Origin of the sequence: Facklamia sp. HMSC062C11, assembly GCF_001810675.1 — a bacterium.
GTDB lineage: Bacteria > Bacillota > Bacilli > Lactobacillales > Aerococcaceae > Facklamia > Facklamia hominis.
The window spans coordinates 127640-143006 of record NZ_KV802399.1 but is presented as its reverse complement, the minus strand read 5'-3'; the positions used below and the strand labels follow the sequence as shown (position 1 = coordinate 143006).

15 protein-coding genes are annotated in these 15367 nt (G+C 41.1%); 2 read left to right on the top strand and 13 right to left on the bottom strand.

The features are described 5' to 3' along the window. Window positions 1-5: 5 nt before the first annotated feature. From purH to HMPREF2758_RS05095, 13 genes are all read right to left on the bottom strand, one after another. Entirely contained in the window at window positions 6-1595 is a 1590-nt protein-coding gene (purH, locus tag HMPREF2758_RS05155; protein ID WP_006908885.1) for a bifunctional phosphoribosylaminoimidazolecarboxamide formyltransferase/IMP cyclohydrolase, read from the bottom strand. Between the two features lie 15 nt (window positions 1596-1610). Further along, window positions 1611-2198 carry a phosphoribosylglycinamide formyltransferase gene (gene purN, locus HMPREF2758_RS05150; RefSeq protein WP_070609478.1) on the bottom strand — a complete coding sequence of 196 codons (588 nt, stop codon included), beginning with the start codon at window positions 2196-2198 and terminating at the stop codon, window positions 1611-1613. Continuing rightward, a complete protein-coding gene (gene purM, locus HMPREF2758_RS05145) occupies window positions 2191-3228 on the bottom strand; it encodes a phosphoribosylformylglycinamidine cyclo-ligase (RefSeq protein WP_070609477.1) in 1038 nt (345 codons plus the stop codon). The genes purN and purM overlap by 8 nt, the downstream gene beginning before the upstream one ends. Further along, the gene (gene purF / locus HMPREF2758_RS05140) at window positions 3215-4729 is read right to left on the bottom strand and encodes an amidophosphoribosyltransferase (RefSeq protein ID WP_070609476.1); all 1515 of its coding nucleotides are present in this window, start codon (window positions 4727-4729) and stop codon (window positions 3215-3217) included. Before purF ends, purM begins: the two co-directional genes overlap by 14 nt. Window positions 4730-5161: 432 nt before the next feature. Beyond that, window positions 5162-5512 carry a hypothetical protein gene (locus tag HMPREF2758_RS05135; protein WP_070609475.1) on the bottom strand — a complete coding sequence of 117 codons (351 nt, stop codon included), beginning with the start codon at window positions 5510-5512 and terminating at the stop codon, window positions 5162-5164. 235 nt (window positions 5513-5747) lie between these two features. Continuing rightward, on the bottom strand, window positions 5748-6983 hold the full coding sequence (gene codA / locus HMPREF2758_RS05130) for a cytosine deaminase (RefSeq protein WP_070609474.1): 1236 nt from the start codon (window positions 6981-6983) through the stop codon (window positions 5748-5750). A gap of 6 nt (window positions 6984-6989) precedes the next feature. After that, entirely contained in the window at window positions 6990-8267 is a 1278-nt protein-coding gene (gene codB / locus HMPREF2758_RS05125; RefSeq protein WP_070609473.1) for a cytosine permease, read from the bottom strand. A gap of 296 nt (window positions 8268-8563) precedes the next feature. Then, on the bottom strand, window positions 8564-8914 hold the full coding sequence (locus tag HMPREF2758_RS05120) for a DUF2200 domain-containing protein (protein ID WP_070609472.1): 351 nt from the start codon (window positions 8912-8914) through the stop codon (window positions 8564-8566). 115 nt (window positions 8915-9029) lie between these two features. Beyond that, window positions 9030-10067 carry a dienelactone hydrolase family protein gene (locus tag HMPREF2758_RS05115; protein ID WP_006908877.1) on the bottom strand — a complete coding sequence of 346 codons (1038 nt, stop codon included), beginning with the start codon at window positions 10065-10067 and terminating at the stop codon, window positions 9030-9032. 281 nt (window positions 10068-10348) lie between these two features. Further along, window positions 10349-10996: a DUF2812 domain-containing protein gene (locus HMPREF2758_RS05110; protein WP_070609471.1), complete on the bottom strand. Its 648-nt coding sequence runs from the start codon at window positions 10994-10996 to the stop codon at window positions 10349-10351. A 2-nt stretch (window positions 10997-10998) separates the two neighbouring features. Further along, a complete protein-coding gene (locus tag HMPREF2758_RS05105; RefSeq protein WP_006908875.1) occupies window positions 10999-11334 on the bottom strand; it encodes a PadR family transcriptional regulator in 336 nt (111 codons plus the stop codon). 254 nt (window positions 11335-11588) lie between these two features. Then, window positions 11589-12890 (bottom strand): sensor histidine kinase, encoded by a 1302-nt coding sequence (locus tag HMPREF2758_RS05100; RefSeq protein WP_006908874.1) that lies wholly within the window; start codon window positions 12888-12890, stop codon window positions 11589-11591. Beyond that, a complete protein-coding gene (locus HMPREF2758_RS05095) occupies window positions 12890-13588 on the bottom strand; it encodes a response regulator transcription factor (protein ID WP_006908873.1) in 699 nt (232 codons plus the stop codon). The genes HMPREF2758_RS05100 and HMPREF2758_RS05095 overlap by 1 nt, the downstream gene beginning before the upstream one ends. 128 nt (window positions 13589-13716) lie before the next feature. Between HMPREF2758_RS05095 and HMPREF2758_RS05090 the strand changes: the two genes are divergently transcribed. Further along, window positions 13717-14610, top strand: a complete 894-nt coding sequence (locus tag HMPREF2758_RS05090) for an ATP-binding cassette domain-containing protein (protein ID WP_006908872.1) — start codon at window positions 13717-13719, stop codon at window positions 14608-14610. Window position 14611: 1 nt separating this feature from the next. Next, entirely contained in the window at window positions 14612-15364 is a 753-nt protein-coding gene (locus tag HMPREF2758_RS05085) for an ABC transporter permease (protein WP_006908871.1), read from the top strand. Window positions 15365-15367: the final 3 nt, after the last annotated feature.

Genomic DNA, 15367 nt, shown 5'->3' with positions numbered 1-15367 from the left:
TTTCATTAATGTCTAAAGTGACGAATCCCTGTCTTAACCATTGGAAGTTGATATTTATTACAATAATCGACCGAGTCCTGATCGCGAATTGAACCGCCAGGCTGCACAATCGCTTGAACCCCGAATTGATGAGCCACACGGACAGTGTCATCCATGGGCAGGAAGGCATCACTGGCTAGAACGAATAGATGACGCAATTCTTCCGGATGATCTTGGGCTTGGTTTAGTGCAATCTGAGCGGATTGAACACGATTCATCTGACCGGCTCCGATCCCTAAGGTCATATAATCATTCGTTACCACAATGGCATTACTCTTGACATGCTTGACAACCTTCATGGCAAAATTTAAAGCTCGAAGCTGGTCTGGTGAGGCTTGGATATCGGTCATCATTTCCCAACCCGGAGGCAGCTGTTCAGGTGCCTCAAGCGGCAATTCTTGACTCATATCCGGGCTTTGAACGAGTAAACCACCCACCACCGAGGTATATTCATCTTCTTGCGGTTGCACTTGATCCATCTTAATTTGTAATAAGCGACGATTTTTCTTTTTATTTAACAAACTTAACGCCTCTAAATCATAAGCAGGCGCAATAATAATATCTAAAAATAGATCTGCTAGTCGTTCGGCCAAGGTTTGAGTGACTGGTCGATTCAATAATAAAATGCCCCCAAAAATAGAGACCGAATCTGCTTGATAACACCGGTCAAAGGCTTCTTCAATCGTTTGGCCGATCGCCACACCACAAGGGTTCATATGCTTTACAGCCACCGCACAGGCTTCCTTAAATTCAGCCAGAATTTTCAACCCGGCATCGGCATCTCGAATATTATTGTAGGAGAGCGCTGCTCCATGTAATTGTTCCGCCTTGGCTAGGGAATAATCGGGTGCCTGACTAGACCGATAAAAGGTCGCCGATTGATGACTGTTCTCCCCATAACGAAGAGCCTGTCCTTGATCATAGCTTAAAGTTAAGTGGTCCCAAGCTTGAGTGAGCGGTTCTCCCTCATTAAATTCTTTGTCCAAGTATGCCGCAATGGTCGCATCATAATGGGCTGTATATTGAAAGACCTTCTTGGCCAGCTCTCTTCTTAAGTCGAGATCCGTATGTTGTTGTGCCTTTAATTGCTCAATGACAACTGAATAATCAGACACATCTGTTACAACGGTCACATCCTGATGGTTCTTAGCAGCAGCCCGCAACAGTGAAGGCCCACCAATATCGATTTGTTCGATGGCTTCCTTAAGCTGTGTGTCAGCCTTTTGAATCGTTTGTTGAAAGGGATAGAGATTGACGACAACATAATTAATGACCGGCATGTCAAACTGATCAAAGACCGCTTGGTGAGCTGGATTTTGACGCATACCCAAGATTCCCCCAAAGATTAAGGGGTGCAAGGTCTTGACCCGTCCATCCATAACTTCAGGAAAATCAGTAATCGCTTCAATCGAAATGACTGGAATATGATTTTTCTTTAAGTAGTCATAGGTCCCTCCCGTTGAAATGATTTGAACGCCTTGATCGACCAAGGCTTGAGCGATTTCTTCCACTTTTCTTTTATCTGAAACACTGATTAAGGCATATTCTTTTGCCACGTTATCGACTCCTTCCTAGATAAGTTTTTCTTGGATTAATTTCTCAATAGTTGCTGGATACAGCTGATGTTCGATCTGATGAATATGAGACTCCAATTGTGCCAGATCCCAATTCGGATCAATCTTAAGACTTTCTTGAGCGATAATGGGTCCCGTATCTATACCGTCATCCACATAATGAATCGTTACCCCCGTTATCTTCACCCCATAGTCGTAGGCATCCTTGATCCCTTGCCTACCAGGAAAAGCTGGCAACAAGCTGGGATGGATATTAACGACTTGTTGAGGATAATGCCGAAGAAAGTCTGCACTTAAGATTCGCATAAAACCAGCTAATAGAATGAGATCACTCGAGCGTGCTTGACAGAAGTCTAGGATCGATTGTTCCCATTCCTTGCGCGATATATAGTCCTTTGGCTGGCTGATAAAGGAATCAATTCCAGCTGCTTGGGCTTTTTGGATAACGGGCGCTTGGGGCTGGTCACTAATCACGCCCACAATCTCGGCCTGGATTTGACCGTGATTAACAGCATCAATCAAGGCTTGAACGTTACTTCCTGTCCCGGAAGCCATTAACATGAGATGGCATTTTGAATTATTCATGGATACCTCGCCATACAATCTTATCCGCTGTTGGTGCCGTTACCCGGCCAATAATACGAGCATCTTCGATCTGTTGGACAACTTGATCCGCCTTATCTGGGGCGACCGCTAAGACCATGCCAATTCCCATATTGAATACGGCCAGCATTTGAGGGGTGGATAGCTTGGCTAAGTCCTGCATTTCTTGAAAAATAGGGAAAGTTGGAAACTTAGCATAATCCACTTCAAAGCCTAAGTCCGCTTCTGAAATCCGAGGCAAATTCTCATAGAATCCGCCCCCTGTGATATGAGCCATGCCTTTTACTAAGTTCTTCTTAACTAAAGGGAGGACCTCTTTAACGTAGATACGCGTTGGTTCCAACAGGCAATCAATCAGAGAACTGCCATCTGATAATTGATGATCAAAAGCATAATGATGATCCTTAAAGAAGATCTTACGTACTAATGAGTAGCCATTGGAATGAATCCCACTACTAGGAATACCAACTAGAATGTCACCTTCTTTTATTTGACTGCCATCAATCATTTGGTCTTCTTCCACTGCACCCACACAAAATCCTGCTAAATCAAATTCTTCTTTACTATAAAGATCAGGCATTTCAGCTGTCTCACCACCAATCAGAGCCGCTCCCGCTTGAACACAACCTTCAGCAATTCCAGCTACAAGCTCTTCACTGACTTGAGGATCATTGTAGCCCATTGCCAAATAATCTAAGAAAAAGAGGGGCTCTGCGCCAAGTGCCAACACATCATTGACACACATGGCGACACAATCAATACCAATCGTATCTCGTTTTTCTGCTTGCTGGGCCAAAATAATTTTTGTTCCGACACCATCCGTACCACTCACCAATACAGGATTCTTGTACTGAGCAAAATTGGGTTTAAATAAACCGCCAAATCCACCTAAGCCTCCCATCACTCCTAATCGATGCGTTCGAGCAATATGCGACCTAATCCGCCGAACCGATTCATAACCCCGTTCCACATCGACCCCTGCTGCTTGATAAGCTTTATTATTCACATCCATGCCCTTCATTCCTTTCCTTAAAATACTGTATTTGTCTGTCGGTTAGTGCTGCTTCAAAAGCAGCTTGATAATCACTTAAAGGCGTTGGATAGACCCCGTCAAAGGAATTTAAGTTTAAGCCCGTTCCTTGCCCTTCTTGACCGAGTCCAATGCTTTCCACCAAACCCTCTAACGATAAAAAATTCAAGCTATCACAGACTAAGATTTGTCGCATGGCTTCAATTGAGTAGTTAGCTGCCATCAATTCCTTATTATCATTCGTATTGACCCCATAATAATTGGGAAATAGAATCGGTGGACAAGCAATCCGCACATGCACTTCACGCGCACCTGCTTCCTTAAGCAACTTAACGATATAAATCATGGTCGTCCCACGAACAAGGGAATCATCGATAAGGACCACCGATTGATCTTGAACAATCCCCTTAACGGCTGATAGCTTCGTCCTGACCTTGCTTTCACGTTCATCTTGAGTAGGAGCAATAAAGGTGCGACCAATATATTGATTCTTGATTAAGCCCATCTCATAAGGTAAGCCACTCGCTTCAGCGTAACCCATTGCGGCAGACAAGGAAGAATTAGGAATTCCTACTACAATTGAATCCTTAGGTGCTGGACATTCATGGGCTAATCGAATTCCCATATTTTTGCGAGCACGATGGACATTAATGCCATGAATCTGGGAATCTGGCCGAGAATAATAGATAAACTCAAAGGATTCGATCGCCAGTGAGTCGCTGGCTTGATAAGCAACTTGCCGTGCTCCCTCTCGGTCAATGATCCAATAATGTCCTGGTAAGGTATCCGCTTGGAAGTCTGCCCCAATCACATCTAAAGCACAGGTCTCACTGGCAATCACATAGCCTGCTTCAGCTAGCTTTCCTACTACCAAGGGATGAATACTGTGTTGATCCACCGCCGCAAATAACTGCTCGTTGGTCATAAGGATCACGTTAAAAGCCCCGGTAAACTGCTTTAAAGCAGCCTTAAACTGACCCTCGATCGAAGCTTGCCCACTATGACGCATCAAATGAAATAATAACTCCCCATCTGAATTGGAATGAAAGACTGCCCCTTGCCTTTCAAGGCCTCGTCTTAAACTTTGGGCATTAGTAATGTTACCGCTATGAATTAAGCTGATGTTTTGATCCTCATGTTGAAAGATCAAGGGTTGTAACCCACGAAGCGTTCTAAGCTCAACAGGATCCAATGAGGACACACAGCCCATACCCGAATCTCCCAGGAGACACTCAACTTTATTCCGATCATCAAAGACTTCATTCAATAGGCCGACTCCTCGATATCCCAATAATTCATCCTGATTAACCGTTGTAATCCCACAACTATCTTGCCCTCGATGCTGTAAGGCGTAGAGCATGGTATGAATGATTTGACTCGCATTTTGAACATTCCAGACCCCAACCATACCACCGACGTGATTCTGATCGTTGGTAACACTGATCTGAGAATTTTGAGTAGAAATAGAAAAGCGTCTCGTCATACACAATATCCTTTCTTTAATTAGTACACCCCCACTCTACCTGCAAGAAGCAAGGCTCTCCACCGTTTTATTAATTTTTGTTAGATGATAATTTCAAACGTTCGGATTTTTGCTTGTTTTTGGTCTTTTCACGAACATTCCCAACAATCTATCCAATAAATGAATAAAAAGCTCGAATAAGTCTCTGTTAAATGTTATCCTTAATGAATCCCTCTATTTAACGATTCGGTTAGGGGTGATTAATTATAGTAAGACACATTTTCTTCCCGCTCATTCGACAACCGGTCAAAGAATTCTTGGAATGGATAAATAAAAAAACGAACAAAAGCTTGGTCAATTGTCCTCCACCTGTCCGCAAAAAAGTCCTCATTGAAATCTCAATGAGGACTTTTTTATTTTTATGATAAGAGTCAACCATCTTAATATTGCCTTTTAAGTCAAATGGAAGATTTTTGCGAATAGATAAACAGCGATGGTCGGCAGGACATTCACAAAAATTACCAGCATTAGAAGAATCTCGCTACGATCAAAGCCGGAATTTTTATTATATAGGTAAGTGGCATAAAGATATATAAGATATATTAATGTGAAAAAGACATGCGATTGGGTTGTAAACTCATAACTGCTAAAAACATAAAAGGAAGCATACATCAATATATATACCCCAACCAGAGCCCGAATCGACTTATTGCTAACATCCTGACTTTTCTTGACTGCTTTCATGGATTGTTCAAAAATAAATAAGGTTAATAAAGCTGTTAGGACTAGATCAAGTGCTTTCATAATAAATCTTCCTTTCTCTATTCAATAATAGCTTACTTTCTGCTCGGTGAACACCCAAAATCAGGTCAAGAATAACCTGCTATAAAAGGATTATCCCATAAAACAAATCGGGTTGTGGTGAGATTTCTCCCTACCATCAACCCGATCTGTTGGTATTCAGTATTCCATCCTTCAGCAAGAATCAAGCTTCAATAGAAAATCGCTTGTAGCACTAAGAAAGACTATAAACTTTCCATTAGAACAAGACTTCTTTGACTTTAGGTTGGGTCTTAGCAATCACTTTTCCTTCATGAATATTGTAGAGGACTTCGCTTCGCTCATTCAAGACATGGTAGAAGTTGCTTTGGTTCATAATGATTAAATTAGCTGGTTTTCCAACTTCAATACCGTAACGGTCACTAATATTTAGGCAGCGAGCGGCATTATGGGTAACAAAGCGGTAGGAATCCATGATTTCTTGGTAACCCATCATGTGACCAATATGAAGTCCCATATGAATGACCTCTAACATATTGCCATCCCCCAGTGGATACCATGGATCAAATAAATCATCATGGCCAAATGCCACATTGTTGCCATTGGCGAGTAGTTCCTTGACCCGTGTCATGCCACGACGTTTTGGATAATTATCAACACGTCCCTGCAAGTGAGTATTGACTAAGGGGTTGGCAATAAAGTTGATCTCTGAAAGTCGTAATAAACGCATCAATTTGGCGACATAGGCATTGTTATAAGAATGCATGGCGGTGGTATGGGAAGCCGTTACCCGGCCTTTCATCCCCGTCTCTAAGGCAAGCGTGGCTAAGACTTCTAAGCCGCGTGAGGCTTCATCATCAATCTCGTCACAATGAACATCCACTAAAACTTGATATTTTTGAGCCAGTTCCATCATCATCTCGAGGGAAGTCACACTATATTCACGGGTAAACTCATAATGAGGAATGGCCCCCACCACGTCAGCCCCTAGTTTTAAGGCTTCTTCTAGGAGTTCATAGCCATTCTTGAAGCTTAAGATTCCTTCTTGTGGGAAGGCAACAAGTTGAATCTCCATAAAATCTTTCACTTCTTCACGCAAGTCAATTAAGGCCCTCAAAGCCGTTAACTTTGGATCAGTGGTATCCACGTGAGTACGAACAAATTGAATCCCATTAGCCGCTTGCTTACGAATAGCCCGGCCAGCCCGATCTTTAACATCTTCATAAGTAAGGCTTTGTTTGCGCAGAGACCAAGTCTCAATCCCTTCAAATAAGGTACCGGACTCATTCCATTTAGGTTGACCCGCTGTTAATACCGAATCCAAATGAACATGTGGCTCGATAAAAGGCGGTAGAGCAAGTTTGCCAGTGGCATCGATCACTTCTTCTTGGTCAGTCGCTTCAATATGATCAGCTATCTGTGTAATTACACCATCGAGAATACGAATATCACTCGGTTTTTCTTGGTTTTCGATAAAGACATTTTTAATTAACATGATTCACTACCCCTTTACTTTTGATAAGACAATATAGACCACACCTGCAACTAACAAACTATTAATTGGTACAATACCCACACGGACGATCAGACCAGTTATTATCCCTAAGACAACCGCTACTATGGCCTGCCAATTCCACGCCTGACTTGTTTCAACTTCTTGATATTGCCCCTTATTCATCCAGTAATCGATAATAAGCACTGCTCCAACCGGTGGAATCATAGAACCTAGAAGACTTAAGTAGGATACAAAATGATCGTATAAGTAGATCGCCAACAAGGTCGAAATTCCCCCTGCCACTAAGGTCACCCACTTCATAGGTAGCTTAGTCACATTAGAAATCGACAGCCCGGATGTATACAAGGCATTATTATTGGTTGACCAAATATTAAAGCCTAAGGATAAAATTGCCGGAATTGTTAAGCCCTGGAGGATTAACACGTCGAAGATGTCCGGCATGTTAAACGCTGCTGCCCCAGTCGCTCCAAAGCTAAACATCAGAATATTGCCAACAAAAAAGGCAATCACGGTTGAGACGATGGCCGCCTTTCGACTTTTGGCGAAGCGGGTAAAATTAGGGGTTGAGGTTCCCCCACTAATAAAATTCCCAATCACGATACTTAAAGCTGCCGTTAAGCTCAGCGGTTGTGCTGGTGATTCTGAAAACAAGTTCCCTAAACCACCCACATCACTAATAGAACGATACATGGAATAAATACCTAGTAAGGTAATTAAAGGAACTGCTACGGAACCAAATATCGATAAAGCTTTTATGCCTTTAACCGAAGTCAGGGTCATTAAGGCACCTAAGACTAAAACCAATAGATAGCTGTTGACGCCATATAGCTTAGCCACAGGAATCGCAAACATCGCCACCCCAACACCAAACCATCCCATCTGAGTTAACCCCACTAATAGGGAGGGCAATTTTGAACCGCTAGACCCAAAAGCTTTTTTGGATAATAAGTCAAAGTTCATCCGTGTCGTTTGTCCGATATGGGCGAGTACCCCCGTGTAGACAGCTAAAAACATGTTTCCTAATATAATCGCCAGAACAAAATTGCTAAAATTAAGTCCAATCCCTAGCTGGCCCCCCGCCATCATGGACGGTGAAAAATAGGTAAAGCCCACCATAACCACAAGCATCTGCCAGAAAGTCTTATAATTACCACTTACCTTAGAAAAAGCATATTCCTCATCCTGGATATTCCCTGCGGGTAGGTCGACACTCACAGGTCTTGCCAGTGTCGCAATCCGCTCCTTATTAGCAATATTTTCCATAACAAAAAGCCTCCTATCAAAATAATTAAATCTCTGGATAGAGATCGCATCATTTCTTAGCAGGCTAAAAACGGTATTCTCTATCTTTCCAATCTCTCGGATTGGTTTAAAGATTTATTGTCCCCTATTATAACAAAGCTTTTTAAATTGTAAAGGGTAATTTGTGATGCTCATCATCAAAATCTTTACTGACTTGGCTTAAAATTCCCGATCATAAGTCGAAATCGGCTGCGCCCCCTTTGATAACTCAAAGATAGCGATCTTCTTGAGTAGCTACTAAAACACTCCAAGCCGCCTTATTGACGCAAGATTTTCTCCATGGCCTTGCCTTTAGCCAGTTCGTCCACTAATTTGTCCAGGTAGCGGATTTCTTGCATTAGGGGTTCTTGGATATCTTCCACTCTTACCCCACATACCACGCCTTTAATCAGATTGCGATTAGGATTCAAGGAAGGAGCTTGCACGAAGAAATCACCGTAACTGATGGGACTCTGCATCATTTCTTGAATCTGGTCTACACGATAACCGGTTAACCAGGATGTGACTTCGAGCACCTCCTCTTGGCTGCGTCCTTTTTTCTCTGCTTTGGCAATCAACATTGGATAGACCTTAGCAAAGGACATGGCATAAACTTTAGCCTTAGTCATTGTATCTCTCCTTTATTTTTATTAGATAAAAAACTAAGGGTGGCATTAGACCACCCTTCAATTTGTTACTTTCAATTTATTGTTAGGCTATATTCTCAGACGGCTGGTCACTGTGTTACGGAGCGTGGTGAATTCGCAAGAAGTCATCTATGACTTTTTCAGATTCCTCATAGGCATTTTGATTGCCGGTTGTAGAACCACCGGTTGCGATTCTCATTGAGGGGGTTGTTAAGATCCCATTACCGGAAAATAGATGACCCGCCTCTTTATAGAGATGAATTTGAGCATCCGGTTTTTGGTCTTTAATTTCACGAGCCATCTTGGCACTGTCCCATAGTTCATCCGCTTCTCCCGCAATCAACAAGAGATTGGCCTGGATATTCTTCATCGGAATCATTTTCTCTTGATGAGTAGCATCTGCTTCAATCGCACTCGTGTAAGTTTCCTTATAACTGACGGGGCTTTTCACCACTAAGGGATAGATCATATTGCCAATAAAGGCGGTAAAGGATCCTTTTTTGATATCAATATAGGGCAGCTCTTGGCCTTGATAGGTCCAAGAAGATCCATAATCTTGAAAATCCAAGCCAGCAAAGTTATAGCTCGAAGGAGACATCAAGATAAGATTAGAGATCTCAGGATATTTATCGGCCAGATTAAGAGCATATTCCGCTCCTTTGGAAGCGCCGATCACACTGATGGGACCACCATCGGTAATATTCTTATTCAGATAATCAAGGACAACCTCAAACTGCTCTAGGGGAATTCGGGCTAAGGTCTTTGGCTGATGGTCTCTACCAAACATAAATAAGGCGAGCGTTTCATAACCTTCCTGGGCTAGTCTTTGAGCCGTCTCAAAGTTAGGACTTCCCTCAGACCCACCAAAACAGACCACTACACCTGGGTACAGCTTCTTACTCGGAGTCATTCGAAAGCCTTGCAAGCTTCTTTCATCAAGATAGGCCAATTCGACACCTTCAATATCCTTTGGGTACAAGCTGATATCCGTGACATCTTGGTAATACGCCGGCGACGATGAATCACTGGAGTCTTTATAACGATAGTCATTATAGATTCTCATGGCAAAGATAGCGATAGCGACAACCGCCACGATCACAAACGTTCTTATAAAGATTTTCTTCAACCCTTTCATCTCATAACCTCCTCTTCTTAATTGGCTAGTCGGGGCAGAGCAAGGGATTCATATCCAGTCATCCCTATTTTCACCCCCCGATAGGTCGAACCACCGTGATTGGTTCTTAGCCTTATTTTACCAAAAATCAGCAAGAATCTCTCCTAAAAAGCAAACAACGACCTTCTTAAAAAGCCAAAAGACTTCAAGAAGATCGCTGATATTTTTGGGGGATGATAGATCTAGTTTTCTTTCTCGTTAACTGATACAAAGTCTATCACATCTGTGTCTTTGCATGTTCTTCATCTATCCAAGTGATTCATTAAAGAACGGATTTTGGCGATACACCAAATCGCGTATACAAAAAACATACTTCCTAGTCCAAGCCATGGCCAAGCTGTATGTTCAAAGGGACGATAGCTCCAAATAGCCCAAGACCAACCTGGTTGAGAGATATCAAAGTGCTGGAAGATTCCAATCAAAAGCATCAATAGTGAGACTAACAGTAGATAAATTGCAGGCCTTAATCGACGTTTCAAATCAGCCTTCTTATCTGCTTTGTCACTGAAGGCGGGAATTTCTTTAGAACTAGGTGTTTCAATAATCAGGATTTCCTGATTGATCATTCCCGGATTCGTCGCTATCATTGCTCTTCCTTGATTGTAAGGACGTAGACGGATATTTCCAAAACTGGCCTTCCCAATATTTAGCGGCGCAAAATAGGTTTGATAACCCATTCCCTGTAAAAAATTACAATAGCTATGCCGCTCACGATCCGTCATATGTCCAATATACTGAACCGTATAATGTCGTTTTGAATCCACCTTCTTTTGGAATCTTTGCAATATACTACCACTTTTAACCAGCTGATAACCTTGAGCAGCCATATCATTGAGATATTTTTCTCGGCCCTCAATTGGATTTAAAAAAAACTTAAATTTTGTTGCCATGATTATTCTCCTTTCTCTAAATAATTTTGACTGGCTGCAATTAATCGACTCATTCGATCTAATTCCAGATCAAGTAACTTTCGACCAATAGGTGTTGTTTGATAAATTTTTCGTCGATTGAACGAATCCTGTTCAACCATTTCAATCCACCCCTTTTTGCTGAGGTTATTAATGGCCCCATAAAGTGTCCCAGGGCCAAAAACAATGCGCCCTTGTGTCATTGCCTCCACTTCCTGCATCACGTTATAACCATGATTCGGTTGAACCATCGTTAACATCACCAAAAAATGCGTTTCCGTCAAAGGAAGTTCTTTTTCTAAATGATCATCCGCCATCATTCCCTCGCCTCCATTCAACTAATTTATCCAAATTATATCGCTATGCGTAGTACGTGTCAAGTAGTAGGTATAGCGTATTAATTTGAATTTTTCCTTCAATCCAACAACTCGTTCATTGTAAAGAAAAAATCACCCCTATTTCTGACTCCAAACAAAAAGCCTTGATATCCACACCCAACTTCCCAGTAAAAGTGTTGTATCAAGGCTTTTGCTTAATTATATTAGTTCGTTGATCGCTTATGGATACAAAGCCATCAACGTTCATCTAGAAGGTCAAAGATAAATAGCACCTCCAGACCAGGGCTCTTGTTGTTTAGTATAAAGCGACCGTCATGCAATTCGGCGATTTGTTTAGAAATAAAAATTCCCAAACCATGCCTGGTAATATTCGTTAAATCTTCCTGATTCACTTTTTTTATCAACGATTCAGATAGACCCTCCCCTTCATCGGATAGGCTTATTCGCAGCTGACCCTTTGCATCTGAAACACTCACTCTGATTTGGCCCTTGGTATAAATCAATGCATTCTCCAAAATATTCTCTAACATTCTATAGAATAAGTCCGGATTCATTTTAAGCTGGAGGTTTTGATTTTGGACCAGATTCTCAAACACTATCTCTCGATCCGAATTATCATTGAGCTTATCGACAATCAGTTTTCGGATGACCTTTATAGGACTTTCTGATCCAAAACTATCTTTATCAATATTAGAAAGCGATAAGGTGAGATTCAGTCCCTCTAAGATCCTTGATATTTTTAAGACTTGGTCTTGTATCTTGTCAATATCAAGCGTGTCTTGACCCTCTTTACTCAATTCCCAGGAAATATTAGCTAAAGGGGTCCTCACATCATGACTCACGCCCCGGATCCACTTGCCTTGAGCGGCTTTTAATTGGTAGTATTTTTCATTAGCCCTATTGATACTCACAGCGAGATCTTTTAATTCGCCAAATTCATCGAGCTTTTCATAGTCTTCTTCATAGAGATTATCAATCGCTCTTTGGAAGGGCAAAATATTTTTAAAGATCGTATTAATATCAATCCGGTAAATCAAATAGACAAAGAACAAAAATAAGACCAAGCATAAGAGAACCAGCTCAAGGTTAAAAATCAGATTTTTAAGATTATAGTAATTAGAAGGCAGCTTATCCAAGGACCCTTTCGGATAGGCAAATACGAGCAATCCATCGCCAACCACATAGGTAAATACGGGATAATCCGCTAGATAAAAACGAGTGAATCTTGCCACATCCGTTAGATCAAAAGTGTTTTTAACTTCTGGCGGCTTATGAAAACTTTCGGTAAGCTTACCCTCCTTATCCAGTCTTATGGCCCAAATATCCTTTTCCTGTAAGAAGGCTTTGTTTTTTTCATTGAGATAGCTTGTGCTTTTATTATTTTCGACATAGGTAAAAACCTCATTCGGATTGGGGTATTGATGGTTTAAGCGAAAATTAAGATAAAGAAAGACCATCAATAACACGATCAAGAAAAATATTAAGAGTAATATTCGAATGACGATTTTTTTGAATCTTTTTAAAATATAATTAAACATCATTTTTCCTCTTTAACCAACTTATAACCCAGTCCCTTTATCGTGATTAATATTTGGGGATCTCGTGGATTATCTTCAAGCTTCTCACGTAACCGATAGATATGAGTGATCAAGGTATTCTCATAACCAAAAGAATCTTTCCAGATATGCTCTAACATCCGATCAATCGATACGATCCGATTGATATTGTCAGATAGGTAGTCGAGAATCTTAAATTGGGTGGCCGTTAAGGGGATCTCTTTACCGTTTTTTTCAAGGATGCCCTTGGACTTATCAAAAATCACATTCCCTAAATCAATCTTTTCTTGCGATTTAAGATGCTTACTTCTTCGCAAGACGGCCTCAATACGCCAAAGCAGTTCGTCTGGAAAGAAGGGCTTGACGAGATAGTCATCCGCCTGATTTTCAAAGCCTTCTCTGCGGTCATCTAAGCCATCTAGCGCCGATAGAATAATGACTGCTATATTGGAAGTCTGTCTCACTTCCTTTAATAAATCAAAACCACTCCCATCCGGTAACATTAAGTCTAAGACAATGAGGTCAATGGGATGGTTGGCTAATTTAAAGCGTGATTCCTGCAAATTTTTAGCGGTATAGACCTTGTTATAGCCCTTATTCTTTAGGAAATGATAGAGATTCTCTAATAGCGTTTTTTCATCATCCACCACTAAGATACTCACATTTTTGCTCAAGTCCATCTAAGCCACCCCCTTTTTCCCTATTATACACTAGCATATCTCGATATAGCCCTTTGTGAGGTAAAAGTGATCTTGCTTAAATATTATTTTTATCCAGGCTTGATATGCTGTTTCTAGGAGGAATGATTATGCAAAAACTACTCGAAATAAATCATTTAAAAAAATCTTATAACCATAAACCGGTCTTGGATATTGACCATTTAGTCATTGAAGAAGGAGCTATCTATGGTCTAATCGGCAAGAATGGTGCTGGCAAGACCACTCTTATGAAGCTGATATTGGGACTGGTCAAAAAAGATGACGGGCAGATCCGCATTTTTGGAAAAGAAGTAAACGCCAACCAGCAAAAACAATTCAACCAGCACCTGGGTGCACTCATTGAGAGCCCTTCTTTTTATGATCACCTAACCGGCTATGAAAATCTGGAAATCATTTGCCAGCTAAAAGGGATCAAGAAAGAGGAAATCTCAAAAATCTTAGACCTTGTCGGACTTAAACACGTCGATAAAAAGAAGGCCAGAGATTATTCATTAGGAATGAAGCAACGTCTTGGTATCGCCATGGCATTAATCGGCCAGCCCAGACTATTGATTCTCGATGAACCTATCAATGGCCTAGATCCTCAAGGGATCGAAGAGATGAGGCATTTATTTAGGGATATTGTCAAAAATACCTCGACCAGTATCTTAATCTCTTCCCATATTCTTGATGAAATTGAAAAAATCGCCAGTCATATTGGCATCCTTAAAGAAGGAAAATTAGCCTACAATGGCAGTCTGGAAAACTATCGAAGACTCCATCCGCCCTATCTATCCCTGCAAACCTCTGATAACCAAAAGGCACTCAGTCTGTTAGATCTTTCAGAAGATCGACTCCAAGGGAAAAAGATCATTTTAGGGAAGCTTTCTAACCAAGATATTGCGACGATAGTCAATTTTTTAAGTGGCAAAGTTGATATCTATCGGATCGAAGAAGAAAAAGAAAGCCTGGAAAAGCTTTTTATTGAAGAAAGCAGGCGCTAATATGAAGCATTTAGAAAGGAAAAAATATAAAAGACTCGGTATCCATTTTTTAATCCTTATCGTATTTATCGCTCAAACAATCATGGTAACAGGGGTTAGCCATTCCCCGTCTTTTTCAAAAAGCCAGTATCCACTCGCCTACGTTCTAGACACCTATTTATTTATCGCCCTAATCTCCAATCCCATACTCATCTCCTCTCTGGTCAAAAAAGTCATTGAAATTGAAGAAAAAAATAAGATGTGGCAGATGCAAATGATCCTTGGAGAAAAAGTCAATACTATTTTGCTGGATAAATTTAAGTATTTATCAATGCGCCTAGTCTTATTGCAAGTGATCGAAGCCCTTGTCTTCCTAATGTTAGCCAGCAGGTCCGATCACTTTACAATGAATCAGCCAATGATCTTAAGATTTTGTGTCGTAAACCTATCTGCTCTACTGATCAATTTGTTTTTCTTAGGACTCTTTATGATCATCGAGATGAAGAGCAAAAAAGTTTATAGCTTATCCTTTATTGCCATCATCGGAGGACTGACAGGCGTCATCACCATGCTCACATCAAGAGTTCTTGCCTTTATCAATCCCTTTGCTTGGGCGTCCAGCCTGCTGACTATTTCTTATAGCAGAAAGGGCGATGAATTTATTCAAGTTCTTAACCCCATCAATTACTATACAGGGATCATTGCCCTGACCCTCTTGATCCTTTCGATTGTTTATTTAAAGAATATGAAATCTTATCACTTATGGAAAGACTAGGAG

Excerpts from the sequence above, each read along its gene's own strand:
- HMPREF2758_RS05120 (WP_070609472.1), bottom strand. The coding sequence starts at position 8,914 with ATGACTAAGGCTAAAGTTTATGCCATGTCCTTTGCTAAGGTCTATCCA.
- HMPREF2758_RS05085 (WP_006908871.1), top strand. The coding sequence starts at position 14,612 with ATGAAGCATTTAGAAAGGAAAAAATATAAAAGACTCGGTATCCATTTT.
- HMPREF2758_RS05110 (WP_070609471.1), bottom strand. The coding sequence starts at position 10,996 with ATGGCAACAAAATTTAAGTTTTTTTTAAATCCAATTGAGGGCCGAGAA.
- HMPREF2758_RS05105 (WP_006908875.1), bottom strand. The coding sequence starts at position 11,334 with ATGATGGCGGATGATCATTTAGAAAAAGAACTTCCTTTGACGGAAACG.
- HMPREF2758_RS05115 (WP_006908877.1), bottom strand. The coding sequence starts at position 10,067 with ATGAAAGGGTTGAAGAAAATCTTTATAAGAACGTTTGTGATCGTGGCG.
- purN (WP_070609478.1), bottom strand. The coding sequence starts at position 2,198 with ATGAATAATTCAAAATGCCATCTCATGTTAATGGCTTCCGGGACAGGA.
- purM (WP_070609477.1), bottom strand. The coding sequence starts at position 3,228 with ATGGATGTGAATAATAAAGCTTATCAAGCAGCAGGGGTCGATGTGGAA.
- codB (WP_070609473.1), bottom strand. The coding sequence starts at position 8,267 with ATGGAAAATATTGCTAATAAGGAGCGGATTGCGACACTGGCAAGACCT.
- HMPREF2758_RS05100 (WP_006908874.1), bottom strand. The coding sequence starts at position 12,890 with ATGTTTAATTATATTTTAAAAAGATTCAAAAAAATCGTCATTCGAATA.
- HMPREF2758_RS05135 (WP_070609475.1), bottom strand. The coding sequence starts at position 5,512 with ATGAAAGCACTTGATCTAGTCCTAACAGCTTTATTAACCTTATTTATT.
- HMPREF2758_RS05090 (WP_006908872.1), top strand. The coding sequence starts at position 13,717 with ATGCAAAAACTACTCGAAATAAATCATTTAAAAAAATCTTATAACCAT.
- purF (WP_070609476.1), bottom strand. The coding sequence starts at position 4,729 with ATGACGAGACGCTTTTCTATTTCTACTCAAAATTCTCAGATCAGTGTT.
- codA (WP_070609474.1), bottom strand. The coding sequence starts at position 6,983 with ATGTTAATTAAAAATGTCTTTATCGAAAACCAAGAAAAACCGAGTGAT.
- HMPREF2758_RS05095 (WP_006908873.1), bottom strand. The coding sequence starts at position 13,588 with ATGGACTTGAGCAAAAATGTGAGTATCTTAGTGGTGGATGATGAAAAA.